This window comes from Chryseobacterium sp. 1B4 (genome assembly GCF_036631475.1).
Classification (GTDB): Bacteria; Bacteroidota; Bacteroidia; order Flavobacteriales; family Weeksellaceae; genus Chryseobacterium.
In genome coordinates this window covers 309,247-323,457 of sequence record NZ_JAPNUF010000009.1, presented here as the reverse complement: position 1 = coordinate 323,457, position 14,211 = coordinate 309,247, and the positions used below count along the sequence as shown (strand labels likewise).

The 14,211-nt window shown below is 36.8% G+C and carries 12 protein-coding genes, 4 tRNA genes and 3 pseudogenes; 5 read left to right on the top strand and 14 right to left on the bottom strand.

Annotated features, from left to right (window positions below; genetic code table 11):
• Nucleotides 1-11: 11 nt before the first annotated feature.
• From OWR28_RS20930 to OWR28_RS20890, 9 genes and pseudogenes are all read right to left on the bottom strand, one after another.
• Nucleotides 12-767 (bottom strand): T9SS type A sorting domain-containing protein, encoded by a 756-nt coding sequence (locus OWR28_RS20930; protein WP_332388347.1) that lies wholly within the window; start codon nucleotides 765-767, stop codon nucleotides 12-14.
• Between the two features lie 233 nt (nucleotides 768-1,000).
• The gene (locus tag OWR28_RS20925; protein WP_332388346.1) at nucleotides 1,001-1,774 is read right to left on the bottom strand and encodes a T9SS type A sorting domain-containing protein; all 774 of its coding nucleotides are present in this window, start codon (nucleotides 1,772-1,774) and stop codon (nucleotides 1,001-1,003) included.
• 287 nt (nucleotides 1,775-2,061) lie between these two features.
• A tRNA-Glu gene (locus OWR28_RS20920) sits at nucleotides 2,062-2,133 on the bottom strand.
• A gap of 63 nt (nucleotides 2,134-2,196) precedes the next feature.
• Nucleotides 2,197-2,268, bottom strand: a tRNA-Glu gene (locus tag OWR28_RS20915).
• 81 nt (nucleotides 2,269-2,349) lie between these two features.
• Nucleotides 2,350-2,420: transfer RNA gene (locus tag OWR28_RS20910), tRNA-Glu, on the bottom strand.
• 10 nt (nucleotides 2,421-2,430) lie between these two features.
• Nucleotides 2,431-2,685 (bottom strand): 30S ribosomal protein S20, encoded by a 255-nt coding sequence (rpsT, locus tag OWR28_RS20905; RefSeq protein ID WP_002983073.1) that lies wholly within the window; start codon nucleotides 2,683-2,685, stop codon nucleotides 2,431-2,433.
• Nucleotides 2,686-2,748: 63 nt separating this feature from the next.
• A complete protein-coding gene (locus OWR28_RS20900) occupies nucleotides 2,749-3,069 on the bottom strand; it encodes a hypothetical protein (protein ID WP_332388345.1) in 321 nt (106 codons plus the stop codon).
• 335 nt (nucleotides 3,070-3,404) lie between these two features.
• Nucleotides 3,405-3,476 (bottom strand) — tRNA-Glu (locus OWR28_RS20895).
• Between the two features lie 57 nt (nucleotides 3,477-3,533).
• Nucleotides 3,534-4,819, bottom strand: a pseudogene (locus OWR28_RS20890) (N-acetylmuramoyl-L-alanine amidase family protein).
• Between the two features lie 53 nt (nucleotides 4,820-4,872).
• On the opposite strand from OWR28_RS20890, the gene OWR28_RS20885 reads away from it, so the two are divergent.
• From OWR28_RS20885 to OWR28_RS20875, 3 genes are all read left to right on the top strand, one after another.
• Entirely contained in the window at nucleotides 4,873-7,458 is a 2,586-nt protein-coding gene (locus tag OWR28_RS20885) for a putative LPS assembly protein LptD (RefSeq protein ID WP_332388344.1), read from the top strand.
• Between the two features lie 143 nt (nucleotides 7,459-7,601).
• Entirely contained in the window at nucleotides 7,602-7,982 is a 381-nt protein-coding gene (locus OWR28_RS20880; protein WP_041461978.1) for a RidA family protein, read from the top strand.
• Nucleotides 7,982-8,431, top strand: a complete 450-nt coding sequence (locus OWR28_RS20875; RefSeq protein WP_002983085.1) for a hypothetical protein — start codon at nucleotides 7,982-7,984, stop codon at nucleotides 8,429-8,431. The genes OWR28_RS20880 and OWR28_RS20875 overlap by 1 nt, the downstream gene beginning before the upstream one ends.
• A 78-nt stretch (nucleotides 8,432-8,509) precedes the next feature.
• Here OWR28_RS20875 and OWR28_RS20870 read toward each other — a convergent pair.
• A pseudogene (locus OWR28_RS20870) lies at nucleotides 8,510-10,034 on the bottom strand (trypsin-like peptidase domain-containing protein).
• A gap of 338 nt (nucleotides 10,035-10,372) precedes the next feature.
• Here OWR28_RS20870 and trhO point away from each other — a divergent pair.
• A pseudogene (gene trhO, locus OWR28_RS20865) lies at nucleotides 10,373-11,732 on the top strand (oxygen-dependent tRNA uridine(34) hydroxylase TrhO).
• Between the two features lie 269 nt (nucleotides 11,733-12,001).
• The gene (locus tag OWR28_RS20860) at nucleotides 12,002-12,340 is read left to right on the top strand and encodes a 5-formyltetrahydrofolate cyclo-ligase (RefSeq protein ID WP_332388343.1); all 339 of its coding nucleotides are present in this window, start codon (nucleotides 12,002-12,004) and stop codon (nucleotides 12,338-12,340) included.
• On the opposite strand, the gene OWR28_RS20855 is transcribed toward OWR28_RS20860, so the two are convergent.
• The 4 genes from OWR28_RS20855 to OWR28_RS20840 form a co-directional block, all read right to left on the bottom strand.
• Nucleotides 12,289-12,837, bottom strand: a complete 549-nt coding sequence (locus OWR28_RS20855; RefSeq protein WP_332388342.1) for a hypothetical protein — start codon at nucleotides 12,835-12,837, stop codon at nucleotides 12,289-12,291. The genes OWR28_RS20860 and OWR28_RS20855 overlap by 52 nt on opposite strands.
• A 15-nt stretch (nucleotides 12,838-12,852) precedes the next feature.
• Complete coding sequence (locus OWR28_RS20850) at nucleotides 12,853-12,975, bottom strand: hypothetical protein (protein ID WP_332388341.1); 123 nt, start codon at nucleotides 12,973-12,975, stop codon at nucleotides 12,853-12,855.
• Nucleotides 12,976-13,058: 83 nt separating this feature from the next.
• The gene (locus OWR28_RS20845) at nucleotides 13,059-13,427 is read right to left on the bottom strand and encodes a hypothetical protein (RefSeq protein ID WP_332388340.1); all 369 of its coding nucleotides are present in this window, start codon (nucleotides 13,425-13,427) and stop codon (nucleotides 13,059-13,061) included.
• Nucleotides 13,428-13,457: 30 nt separating this feature from the next.
• A complete protein-coding gene (locus OWR28_RS20840; RefSeq protein ID WP_332388339.1) occupies nucleotides 13,458-14,030 on the bottom strand; it encodes a hypothetical protein in 573 nt (190 codons plus the stop codon).
• Nucleotides 14,031-14,211 lie beyond the last annotated feature (181 nt).

Below are 14,211 nucleotides of genomic sequence, written 5' to 3'. Positions count from 1 at the left end.
GTATCTTTTCCTTACTTGATGGTCACTTTTTTAGAATATGTTTTTCCTTCTTTTGTAGTGATGTTCATGATATACACTCCCTGTGGCTGCTTGGTTTCAAATGTATTGGATGTCAGCTTGGAACGGAATACTTCTTTTCCTGAAGTATTGGTCAGGGTTACTTCTGAACCGGCTGCAGAAATATTTTTATCAAGAGTGAACTGTCCGTTTTGGTTATGGGCCATAAAGTTGATGAACGGATCTTTATACTGATAAGCATAATATACTCTAAGCTCACCGCCAATATTCAATAATCCTGAATTCACATTGATTTTGATACGGTCAAAAGGAATGTTCATCGTCATTTCAATTTCACCTTTGCTTGGATCTCCGGCACCAAGGTTGATCAGTTTGGTGGCAAGACTTGTGTAATCGTTGTTGGAGACATCTCCATTAAATGTTTCAATAGAAACACCTCCCAATACCTGGGCAGACAGAGGCGTTCCGTTTGAACCAATGGCTAGAACAAGCTTGTTGGTATTGTTCGCGATATTGGTAGTTGGGAAGATCAATGTCTGTTCCGTTCTCGCCAGAAGACCTACTGAAACCTGAAGGGTAGAGTAGTCATTTTCGTTACTTCCTACTGCATTTTGAGGATTCAAAACACCACAACCTAAGCATACGCCAAGTACCTGGTTGGTTTGGCTGCTTGCATAAGTTTTTACAATCTGTGCAAAAGACATTGAGCTCGTTAAAAATAGAAATGATGCCAAAATTGCAGCTTTCATTGTGCGTTGGCTAAGTAATAAATAAGTTTTCATATGTAGAAAAATTTTGGGTTTTAGCTTTTTGTAAATTTATAAATAAAATGATTATGTTGTTTATTTTATTTCATAATTAAGTGATTTGTTAATAATTTGTTGATATTTGTGATTATGAATTTGTTTTATTTAATGTGGTGTTTTAAGCTGCTTTGAAAATAAATACAGCAGGCTAAAACCTACCGTGCTTTTGTTATCACTTATTGAATTAAAACTTTTTTGGAATATGTTTTCCCATCTTTAGTTTTTACATTCATTATATAAAGCCCTTCACGCTGTTTAGATTCAAATGTGTTTGATTTCAGTGTTGAACGGAATACCTCTTTCCCCGAAGTATTGAACAGCGTTACTTCAGAACCTTCCACCGGAACATTTCCTCCAAGAGTAATCTGTCCGTTTTGGCTGTATGCCATAATATTCACCAGAGGATCCTGATATGCATAATAAATTCTGAAACCGCCGCCAAGGCTTAACACTCCTCCGGTTAAACCAATTCTTATTCCGTCATAAGGCTTTGCTGGCTTGAATTCTACTGTGCCTCTGTTGGGAATTGCCCCCAGTTTAAGAAGGCTGACATCAATCGTTCTTCTGTCCTCATTGGATGTACCTCCATTCATTGTTTCGAGAGTGACCCCGCTTAATAATTGTACAGATAATGGAATGTTATCTGTCCCGATTCCTACAACCAGCCTTGTGTCTGATCTCAGGTCAGGAAAAATCAGCGTTTGCTGAATTCCTCCCAATAGAGCCGTTCCCAATACCATTGTTGAATAATCATTTTCATTATCTCCTACGGCATTGAGCGGATTATCTATATGGCATCCCAGGCATGCGACACCAAATACGCCTGAACTTTGTGCATGCGCATAAATTCTGTTCTGGGCAAAGGACATTGTGCTGGCGGAAAATAAAAACAAAGCCATCAAACCGGCCTTAAAAGAAGTTCGGTTTCCCACAAGTAAATTGAATTTCATGTTATATATTTTAGAGTGAATAGTTTTATTCAAATGTAAGAATAAAAGGAAGAAACAGAAAATAATATTTCCATTATTGGTGATATTTTTAATAAAATGTAATATGCTTCATTGCACGAATGGAAGCAGTATGACCTGCCTGGTTAATGATAAATTTACCGGAGGCTGTCACATTAATCTGATATTAAATGAATAATGATGGCAGAAGTTGAAATCTGCAGGTGCTGTGAATAATGACTGAATGTCTTGTACGGAAACGAAAAAAGGACTTCGAAAAAGTCCTTTTGTAGCCCGTAGGGGAATCGAACCCCTCTTACCAGAATGAAAATCTGAGGTCCTAACCGATAGACGAACGGGCCCTCTATCTTCTACTACCGAAGTAATAGGTTAGTGTTTGTTTTTATAAGTATCAACTCTTATTGTAGCCCGTAGGGGAATCGAACCCCTCTTACCAGAATGAAAATCTGAGGTCCTAACCGATAGACGAACGGGCCGGTTAGTTATGTTTTATATAGCTTTACTACTTTGTCTTTAAAAAACCACTGATATTATACAGTGGTTTTTTAAGATGTAAGTAGCCCGTAGGGGAATCGAACCCTCTTACCAGAATGAAAATCTGAGGTCCTAACCGATAGACGAACGGGCCGGCTATATTATTACGCTAATTTATTAACGTGCTTTGTTAATTTGCTTTTCAAGTTAGCCGCTTTGTTTTTGTGGATAATGTTTTTCTTAGCTAATTTATCCAATAAAGCGATAACTTTTGGCAATTGTTCTGTAGCAGCAGCTTTGTTCTCTTCATTTCTTAAAGCTTTTAAAGCTGTTCTAGCAGTCTTGTGGTAATATCTGTTACGAAGTCTTCTAGTTTCGTTTTGTCTGATTCTCTTTAGTGCTGATTTATGATTTGCCATATCGTTTAAATGTGAGTGCAAAACTATAAACTTTTTTAAACTACCAAATTTATTTTTAAAAAATTAATTTTCTTCTGTTAGGTACTTTCTGAGTTTATTTATTGCCTGTTCTATTTTTAAATTTTCTTGTTCTTTTTCTAATTTTTTGATCGTATTTCCCAGCATGATCAGTGCATTGTTCCATTCTCCAGTAGTATTGGTGAAAGTAAGTCCGTCAATTGTTACTTCAAAAGCAACCCTTTCTCCTGTCCTGTAAAGCCTGAAACTGATTTTATCATCTTTGCCTGTAATCCCGTCTTCATTGATTTGTAAATCATAACTTTTTGGGTTAGAGTGGATTTTCTTAAAAAGCAATTTCGCTTCTTGTATTTTTAAATCCGGCATGATATAAAATTTGATAGCCTGTAGCAAACTACAAACAATGATTTATCAATATTATTTTTCATCAGTGTGACCATATTGTGTGACCAACTATGGATAAAATTTTTGCAAATATAATGCTTTTGTGATATATAACATATACACAATACCTTTTTCAGCAAAAAGTAAATATTGTTTCATTACAATTCTCAATCTGGAAGTCTGCTATAATCTGACTTTCAATATTTTTAATTAAATCATACAATCTGAAATTTACCCGGAGATCTTAATGAGAAATAAGAAAATAAAAGAGTCCATAAAAAAACCTTTAACTGAGCAGTTAAAGGTTTGTATTTTCGTAGCCTATAGGGGAATCGAACCCCTGTTGCAAGAATGAAAATCTTGAGTCCTGACCACTAGACGAATAGGCCGAATTTTGAGGTTGCAAAAGTAATAATTAACTTTTAACTTCAAAATTATTTCCGGATTTATTTGTAGACTTTTTGTATCACAGTATTTTTGATGCCTTTAGCCTCAAGCTCTTTCTGAAGCTTCACTGCATCCTCCAGTGTATACACTTTTCCATAGGTATAATAAAATACTCCATTGTCTTTTTCTCTTTCCACATCTTTCAGGTTCTGAAGAATATAAGAGTTGCCATTCAGCTTATCTCCGGCATATACTTCTATTGTATAATAACCCATATTGATTCTCTGATTGGGCATAAATCCAACGGCAAAAGCATTTCTGAATCCTGCATCCTTAGCGGTTTTAAGATTAATATCTTTCACAGAGGCCAGATTGGTTACAGCATAGTAATACTTATATTGTCCGTTTTCTTTAAGAGTAAGGATATAGTTCAGACCTTTAAGGGCAGGATCATTTTCATTGTATTTCATAGGAGAGCTCATCAGAAGGATTCTGAAGTCATTTTTCAGAGGAACTTCAGCAGGCTTTTCAGGCTCAGGTTTTCTGACAGCAATAGAGCCGCCGGATTTTCTGTCAATTGCTTTTTTATAATCGATAACAGCATTGTAGATGCTTTCTGCAATCTCAGTCTGTCCTTTGTCAGAAGCGATATAGTGACTTTCTTCAGGATGATTGATGAATCCTGTTTCTATCAGTACAGATGGCATCGCATTCATACGGAGAACGTGAAGGTTTTCTGGAATACCCCTCTTGAAGATCTTTTGTCCTTATTCACAAAGTTATCTTCCACCAATCCTCCCAAAAGAAGACTTGATTCCAGATATTTACTCTGCTGAAGTTTCAAAGCGATCAGAGATTCAGGAGAATCAGGATTATAAGAACCAAAGATCTGCTTATCCTTTTCATCCAGGAAGATCACATCATTTTCCCTTTTGGCTACCTCCAGGTTTTCGTTATTCTGGTTAGGTCCCTGTACATAAGTTTCTGTACCGTAAGCTGTAGGCCTTTGAGAAGAATTACAGTGAATAGATATGAAAAGATCTGCTTTGCTCCTGTTGGCCAGGTTTGTCCTGTCGGATAGAGAAGGGTACTCGTCTATTTTTCGGGTATAAATTACTTTGAAGTCTCTGTTTTTTTCTAACATGGCACCCACTTTTAAGGTGATAGCAAGTGTAATGTCTTTTTCAGCGACTCTTCCGATGTCGGAATAGGTCCTGTTGGCCCCGTGATCACTTCCTCCGTGTCCGGCATCCAAAACGATCGTAAACTTCTTCTGAGAGAAAATAAAGTTACTGACAAGGATAAGGAGAAATGATAAAATTATTTTAAAATTTTGTTTGTGCATCTTACAGTTATAAAAATTATATTAATTTTGGGCCTTAATTATATAGTATAAAATTGGCCAAAACCGTCTTCAAAAATATATTACAAATTTTAATTATCCTAATTTTTAACAATTTTTTAGCACAGAAAACTCCTGAAAAATTGCCTAAAAATGCGGTTAATGATACTATTTCCAAAAAGGATACCATAGTTGTAAAAAAAGAATCTTTGAATGATGTTCTTCGTACAAAAGCAGACGATCAGAGAAGAGATGTTCCGAAAAAAATGACATTCCTGAATAAAAATGCGCAGGTAAAATATCAGGATATGCAGATTGATGCGGATTATATTTCTATTGATGATAACAAAAACCTGATATACGCCAGAGGAAAACAGGACTCTCTGGGAAAAATTATTGAACCTGTCATTACAACACAGGCCGGAAAAAAATACGAAACCAACGAATTCAGTTATAATACAAAAACCAAGCAGGCCATCGCTTTCAATGCAAGAACAGAAGAAAGTGAAGGGGTAATTATAGCTCAGAAAACTAAAAAATACAACGATTCCGTATTCGCGATGAGAAAAGCGGATTATACAACGGATGATTATTTCATTAAGAAAAAAGATACGGCAGCGGATTATTTTATGCGGGCTTACAATATTAAGCTGATTAAAACCAAAACAAAATCCCAGATCGTAACAGGACCTATCCAGATGTTTATTGAGCAGGTTCCTACACCTCTTTATCTTCCGTTTGCCATTTTACCATTTTCTGATAAAAGGGCAGCTGGTATTCTGATCCCAAGTTTCGGGGAAAGGGAAGATGTAGGTTTCTTCCTGAATGGGATAGGGTATTACCAGCCTATCGGGGAACATTTTGACCTTAAAGTTTTAGCAGATATTTATACCAAAGGAAGCTGGAACCTGCGTCCCCAGGTGAATTACCAGAAGAAATACCGTTACTCAGGAAACTTTACAGCAGATATCGGTACCATGGTAAGGGGAATCAAAGGCCTGGATGATTATACTAAAAACAGTACATACAGGATCAACTGGACCCACTCTCAGGATTCCAAGGCCAATCCTTTCCTTACATTCAGTGCTTCTGTGGACATTGTAAGTACCAAATTCTATAATAACCCACTTAACAACAATTACATTTTCAACCAGAATGTACTGAATACCCAGCAGAATTCTACGGTTACCCTTACCAAAAGATTTCTTAAACTTCCGATGACTATTACGGGAACGGCTTCTTATTCACAGAACTTTGCAACAGGACTGGCAGACCTTCGTCTCCCGCAGATGAACGTAGCCATTAACCAGTTTTATCTTTTCAAATCTAGAACGGGAATCAGACAGGGACTTCTTGAAAATATCACGGTGAATACCGGATTTAACCTTACCAATTTCGTAAATACTCAGGAAAATGAGCTGTTTAAAAAAGAAATGTGGGATAAAATGCAGACCGGGCTTAAAAATAATATTGCATTGGCAACCAATACAACGGTGGCTAAATACTTTACATTCAGCTTAAGTGCCAATATTGACAATGCTCTGACTACAAAAACACTGAACAGGTATTACGATCCTGTAAAAAATGTAACTGTCGATGAGATTAAGAAAAATTTTAGCGGATACTCTACATTCTCTACTTCTGCCAGTCTTCAGACTACATTGTACGGAATGCTGAAATTCAAAAAAGGCTCAGCAGTGGAAGCGGTAAGACACATGATGACTCCAAGTGTAAGCTTCACATATTCTCCGGATTTCTCAAGTCCTAACTTCGGATATTACAGAAACTATTATAATGCCACCGGGGCATTGACGCCTTACTCTATTTTTGAAAAAGGGATCATCGGAAGCCCGTCAAGCGGGATGCAGGGAGCTTTAGGCTTTAATATCGGTAACAATATCGAGATGAAAATAAAGTCTAAGAGTGATTCTACAGGAGTGAAGAAAATCAAGATTTTTGAATCCTTAAACCTTGCGGGAAGCTATAACTTCGCTGCTAAAGACCATCCTTGGTCTGTATTTTCAATCAACGGGCAGTCTTCTTTTTTCAATAACAAATTAACAGTTAATACCAGTCTTGCACTTGAACCTTATAAAATTGATTTCTTACCAGGACAGGATACAGGAATAAGAACTGAACAGTTCGGACATTTCAGTGTACAGGGATTCAACGTTCAGCTGTCTTATCCTTTAAGCAGCGAGATTTTTGGAGAAAAAACAGATTACGCCAAAAAGTATTCTTCCAAGGGAGAGGTCCGAAATGAAAATTATTATTTTGATGATGATCATTATGCTCACTTTGATCAGGCATGGACTTTAAATATCAGTGCCAATTACGCATATTCTAAAGGACTGAGCAGATTTGGTAATAAAATTGCATCCTTAGGATTAGATGGCAGTATCAAGCTGACACCTTACTGGAATATCAACGGAAGCACCCATTATGATATGGTGACCAAAGAACTGGCATACACAAGAATTGGTTTTTCAAGAGATCAGCGAAGTTTTACGATCAATTTCAACTGGGTTCCGTTCGGACAGTATAAAGTGTACGACTTCTTTATCGGCATCAAAGCCAATATCTTAAGTGATGCACTGAAGTACAAAGACAGAAGCTTTACCCAGCCTAATGCGCCTTTCTAATATCAGATTGGCATTTGTGAATATAAATTTTATATTTGCAACCAAAAGAAATTCTAATGCAACCACTGCTGGCAGATTTAAATATCAATGAATTTAACAGGCAGTGACAGTCTATGAACTTAGAAAAAATTAAATATCCGCATATGAAACAAGTAATCAACACAGTTAATGCACCTGCAGCTATCGGGCCTTATTCACAAGCTAATATGGCCAACGGAGTTTTGTATATCTCCGGACAGATTCCTGTAGATCCTGCAACTGGAAAATTGGTTGAAGGAATTGAAAAAGAAACGCACCAGGTAATGAAAAACCTTGAAGCGATCCTTACTGAAGCCGGCATGACTTTCAAAAACGTTGTAAAAGCTACAATCTTCTTAAAGAATATGGATGATTTCGCTGTAATGAATGATATCTATGCTTCTTACCTGGATTCTGAAAGCTATCCTGCCCGTGAAACAGTACAGGTTTCATGTTTGCCTAAAAATGTGGATATCGAAATTTCTATGATTGCACATCAGGATTAATGAACTTTATAAGAAATACAATTGCGGTTCTGATAGGCCTTGGTATTGCAGGGCTTATTATCACTCTTGGTATAAGGGCTTTTCCGCAATGGGTAACTTTTGAGGCTTTTGCTCCGTTTGAGCACTGGCAGAGGTTTCTTTTCAGTATGAAAGATGATAAGGCATTCTTCGGCTTCCTCTTGTTTATTTCCGGACTGGGAACTACTATCGGAGGAGTTGCAACTGCAATCATCGTTAAATATGCTAAAGTTGCCTATGCTATTCTGATCGGTTTTATTATGCTCTTTATCGCAATGCTGGATGTAATTATTTTTCCTTATCATCCTACGTTTTACAAGATTTCTATTTTCCTTACATTCTTTCCGTTTTCCTGGATCGGAGGTAAGATTGTAGAAGTGATCTACGAGCGCAATAAGAAGAAAAGAATTGCTGAAAAAATGAACAAGTAATAAATAATAAATACAAAAACGCTGCAGATCTCTGCAGCGTTTTATGTTGATATGAGAAAAACTAATTTAATTTTTTGACTAAGGCATTTTGAATCCTCTCTGGTAATTTCTTCCGTAGTCATCCATGTATTTTATTTGTGCGGTTCCGGAGAATTTATTCAATAAGCTTTCTACATCTTTCTGAGAGTTGACAGGTTTACCATTGATTTCTGTAATGATGTAACCGTCCACAATTCCTGCTTTGGCCATTTCACTTCCTTCTATGACGTTTTTGGCAACAACCCCGCTATTTAAGCCGTAATATGCTTTTGTTCTGTCATCAATGCTTTGGAATTCAGCTCCTATTTTTTCAGTTACGCTAAGATCTGCTTTTGTTCTTGTGGAAGTTCCGCCTTTTTGGTCTCTAAGCGTTACGTTAGTTGTTCCTTCTTTGCCATTTCTCAGATAAGTTACCTGTACTTTATCACCCGGACGTTTGCTTCCGATAGACATAGAAAGGTCTGCGAAATCAGTAATGTCATAGGTATCTACTTTCGTAATAATGTCACCTTTTTCAAGCCTGCATCTTCAGCACCGCTGTTCTCGCCAAATCCTGTAATATAGATCCCGGACCCTACTTTTAGGTTCGTTTTATATTGCTGATTGTAAGAACTTACCAATTGATCATTCGAAAGATCCAGAGACTGAACTCCTAAGAATCCTCGCTGTACAATTCCGAATTTCTTGATATCCTCAACAATTTTTCTTGCTAAGTTGGAAGGAACAGCAAATCCGTATCCCTGGTAATATCCTGTAGTAGACTGAATTGCCGAATTGATTCCGATAAGTTCACCATTAGTGTTCACCAAAGCACCTCCAGAGTTACCCGGGTTGATGGCAGCATCCGTCTGGATGAAACTTTCGATAGGGTTAGCCGCTTTCCCTGGCTTCCTAAAATTCCGATACCTCTTCCTTTAGCAGAAACAATACCGGCTGTTACTGTAGAGTTTAACCCAAGCGGGTTTCCTACTGCAAGCACCCATTGTCCTACATCAATATTGTCAGAGTTGGCAAAATTCAGATAAGGAAGACCTTTTTCTTCAATCTTTAATAAAGAGATATCCGTGTTAGGGTCTGTACCTACCAAAGTAGCAATATATGATTTTTTGTTGCTTAATACGACTTCCAGCTTATTAGCTCCGGCCACCACGTGGTTATTTGAAATAATATAACCATCCGGCGATATAATTACCCCTGAACCCATTCCTGATGGCATATTATCAGGAGCCTGCTGCTTCTGTCTCTGCTGGCCTCTTCCCCCGAAAGGATCTCCGAAGAAGAAATCAAACAAATCCTGCTCTGAAGCTCTGCTTGAAGTTCTGCTTTGATAATTTTTAATGGTAACTACAGCCGGAACAGTTGTTTTAGCTGCTTTTACAAAGTCATCACCTACGGCTGCCGTATTCATTCCCGCAAACGAAGTGTTGGGTGCGGCTGTTGTGAAATAAGATTGATCTCCATTGTTGGAACCAGGTCCGAAATATTGTAAAGCTCCAACGGTAGTAGCTCCGGAAATTACCCCAACTACTGCAAATGGTAATAGTTTTTTTAAAGTACTCTTCATTGTATATCTTTCTTGTTTATTAATTAATTTATTTTTATGTTTTTGAGTAAACAAATTTAATGTTAAATAAGTAAGCAATTAGTATGCTATGTTTCAATTTTAACTAAAATTTAACGGCTATTATATCATTTTGTGCCTTAAATCATAATTGTTAATGTCATAGTTAACAAAACTTAAAAAAAATTAAGGAAAATATGTCAGACTTTCTCAGGGTACAGCATTATTTAATTCATTGCTGATTACTTATTGGGTATAGCTGTGATTCTTATCATCAGTATATTTAATTCAAAAATGATTATCTTTGCAAAAATTTTATTCTCACTTAAAACGTTTATAGCATGCAACTGTATAACACCTTAAGCGCAGAAGAAAGAGCCAAACTTATTGATGAAGCCGGTAAAGACCGCCTTACCTTGTCTTTCTATGCGTATGCCAAAATTGAAGATCCCAAAAATTTCGCGACGAATTATTTATAGCCTGGAATGCACTGGATGCCCTTGGCCGTATTTATGTTGCCACTGAAGGAATTAATGCTCAGATGAGTGTTCCTGCAGATCAGTTTGAGGCTTTTCGTGATACGCTGGAAGTTTATGACTTCATGAAAGGAATCCGTTTGAATGTAGCGGTAGATCAGGACAATTATTCTTTTTAAAATTAACCATAAAAGTCAGAAACAAAATTGTTGCTGACGGTTTGAACGATGAAACTTTTGATGTTACCAATAAAGGAATTCATCTGAAAGCTCAGGAGTTCAATAATATGCTGGAAGATCCTAATACTATTGTAGTAGACTTCAGAAACCATTACGAGAGTGAAGTGGGGCACTTTGAAGGAGCTATTACACCGGATGTGGAAAATTTCAGAGAAAGTTTACCGATTATCAATGAACAGCTTCAGGATTTTAAAGAAGATAAAAACCTGTTGATGTATTGTACCGGCGGGATCCGTTGTGAAAAGGCCAGTGCCTATTTCAAACATCAGGGCTTCAAAAATGTTTACCAGCTGGAAGGTGGCATCATCGAGTACACACGCCAGATAAAAGAAGAAGGTATCAAAAGTAAGTTCATTGGTAAAAACTTTGTATTTGACCACCGCTTGGGGGAAAGAATTACAGACGATATTATTGCACAGTGCCACCAGTGTGGTAAACCTTGTGATAACCATACGAACTGTGCTAATGACGCTTGTCATTTATTATTTATCCAATGTGATGAATGTAAGGCTGCAATGGAAAACTGCTGCTCCACAGAATGTCTGGATACCATACATCTGCCTTGGGACGAGCAGGTGAAGCTGAGAAAAGGGCTGCAGGTTGGAAATAAAGTTTTCAGAAAAGGAAAATCGGATGCTTTGAAGTTCAAAAAATCAGGTGATTTACCGGATAAGCCTCTGGCAAAAGCTGAAACTAAAAATATCCGCCAGAAGATTGCTGTTAAAAAAGAGCTGATCGGAAAAGCAGAACATTACTATTCAAAATCAAAAATTGCACAGTTCTTAATTGAAAACAAAGGCCTGTCAGTAGGAGATAAAATATTGATTTCAGGCCCTACAACGGGAGAACAGGAAGTTACTGTTACTGAGATCTATGCCAACGGAGGTCCTTGTGAAACTGCAAAGCCGGGAGATCAGATTACTTTCGAGCTTCCGTTCAGAGTTCGCCTGTCTGATAAACTGTATAGAATTTTGGAGAACGCATAATCCAGAAACAATTATTTCAGTTAAAATAACCTGATAATTATGCTGAAAGCTGAGCTTAGAAAAAATATACAAAAAAAAAAAGCCTTGTCTGATGATGAGGCTTTCTTGTTATCACAGAAGACTTTTGAAAATTTCATTAAGTATTTCGACCCGAAAGTGGGGGAGAAAGTACATATTTTCATCCCGATTCCGGAGAGGAAGGAAATTGATACCCAAATCTTCATAAAGTATTTTTTAGAGCAAAATATCCGGGTTTATGTCCTAAGATTGTGGCTGATAAACTGATTAATATAGAAATCTCTGAAGATACTCTTTATGAAGCCAACAGCTGGGGGATTACAGAACCTGTTTCCAATGAAGATTCCGGTGAAAATTACTTTCATTACGTCATTACACCCCTGCTGTATTGTGATGGAAAAGGAAACCGGGTAGGGTATGGAAAAGGATTTTATGACGGCCTGTTTCAAAGTATTTCTCCTGAGACAAAAAAATCGGAATCAATTATTTTGATCCCGATGAATATGTGGATGATGTCTGGGAAAACGATATTCCTGGACTATTTGGTTACTCCTACAGAAGTGCTGTCTTTCTTAAGTGGTTTGGAATAAAAATCTAAAAAGTAAAATTTAAATTCTTTCTTAAGTTTTGAAGTAGAGAGCAAGATGTACTGTGCATTCTTTTCAAAGCTTCCCAGAGACTTGTTTTTATTATCGAAGTACTCTACATTAAATTTGGCATAATCCAATGTGTCCTTTTTATAAAATTCTTTATAAACATTCAGGTTGCTTACCTTAGCAGTTTTCACTTTCATACTGTCCAGCTCTTTCAGCAGCCTTTTAAAGGTGAGGGAATCAGGCTTGTGGAAGTAGCTTTCCATCTGAGAATAGATGACCGTGTCTATTTCTGTATTTCTGTTTCCGCTCAGGTAAAGAGTCGACAGGTCGAGCAGCTCCTGAACTTTCTGTTTGGTGATGGAGTTAATGGCCTGCATACTGTCCATCTGTACAGCAGGATAGCTCTTTTCATTGTTGCTGTTTCGCAGTTTATCGAGGTCGCTTACCTCTGAAGTTTTATTATTGCAGGCAATAAATAAAGTCAGAAGCACGGTGAAAATTAAAAATTATTTATTCTTTTCATCTGTGGTAGCAATTTTAAATTTAATGGATACAATCTTACCTTTGTTATCCTTTTTCATTTCTATTACATTCAGGTTTTTCAGAGAGGTGGTAGGGGTGGTTACCAATGTGATATATTTCTGCTTATTCAGGCTTTCTATACCATAAGTATCGTTATCATATACCTGGTAAATTACCGCATTGTTGCTGATCAGGTTTTCCAGCTGGTTTCTCTTCTGTTTAATAAGAGCAACCTGCTCATCAGGATTTCCCCCTTGATGTCTTTTATAGAGAAATAATAGACAGCCATCTTATAATCATCCGGCTTTAACTCTATTTTTTCTTCTTCAGGAGCATTTTCAAGGTTTCTGTTTACTTCAAGAGGTTCGTAGAAAGGAGCGCTGATCCGCATTTTTAAATTTTTATCCTTGGTAGAATAGTAGAAGCATTCCCCCGGCTTTATTTTATACATCAGTGGAGATTCATTTTCTTTCACTACCATTATTTCTAAAGTGTTGATCACAGAAACTCCCCTGTCTTTATCGATGAAACAATATTTATATGTTTTCGAAAAGTACATCTTTAAATCCTAAAAGGCCGGTGATGGTAATTAAAACTGAAGTAACAAGTGCCCAGGCATTCTTTTTAAAGAAATTTTTCTTTGGCGGAACAGATGAAATCTCAACCTCATTTGTTGTAGTGTTATTTTGTTTAATTGTTTGATTATCAGTGGCTGATTTTTGTAAATCAGTATTTTCCGGGGTGCGGATCTCGATTTTTTAGGCTGAATTTCAGTTTTTGGAAGTTCAGGCGCTTCAGAAACCGTTTTCTCCGGTTCATCAATTTCTTCTTCATCAGGATTTTCATTTTCCTGCAATAATTCGCCGGCAAAAAGATGCTGCTTTTTGAATTCGTACCAGGAGTCATAACCCGCATAAATACTCAATAAATTGAGCATATCTATTCTGGGCAATTTGGTAACCGGTGAAGTTTTAAAGTAAGTGTAAAATGACTTTTCACTGATGTTTCCTTTTGCTTTTTCCTGCAGGTCTTCCTGAAAATATATAATATCTATACCCTTCCACTTGGAAATATCATCCTGTGATGGGGTATATTCTTTTAAGTATTGGCTCTGAACTTCCTTTTTCAGTTGCTCAAAGTGTAATAGATCTAAATCTGTCAATTTTTCAAAAAATAATTAAATTGTTGATTATCAGTTGCGTTTCTTTGTAAAACGATTTTACAAAGGTATTACAATTATTTTTCATAGACAAACTTTCTAACTGCTCTACCTTTGTCTTGTTCAAATAACAGAACAGAAGAAAATTTTATAAAACAATATTAACAAAATTAAATTTAATTTA

Coding starts and splice junctions, on each gene's coding strand:
- OWR28_RS20930 (WP_332388347.1), bottom strand. CDS start 767: ATGAAAGCTGCAATTTTGGCATCATTTCTATTTTTAACGAGCTCAATG.
- OWR28_RS20925 (WP_332388346.1), bottom strand. CDS start 1,774: ATGAAATTCAATTTACTTGTGGGAAACCGAACTTCTTTTAAGGCCGGT.
- rpsT (WP_002983073.1), bottom strand. CDS start 2,685: ATGGCAAATCATAAATCAGCACTAAAGAGAATCAGACAAAACGAAACT.
- OWR28_RS20900 (WP_332388345.1), bottom strand. CDS start 3,069: ATGCCGGATTTAAAAATACAAGAAGCGAAATTGCTTTTTAAGAAAATC.
- OWR28_RS20880 (WP_041461978.1), top strand. CDS start 7,602: ATGAAACAAGTAATCAACACAGTTAATGCACCTGCAGCTATCGGGCCT.
- OWR28_RS20875 (WP_002983085.1), top strand. CDS start 7,982: ATGAACTTTATAAGAAATACAATTGCGGTTCTGATAGGCCTTGGTATT.
- OWR28_RS20845 (WP_332388340.1), bottom strand. CDS start 13,427: ATGTACTTTTCGAAAACATATAAATATTGTTTCATCGATAAAGACAGG.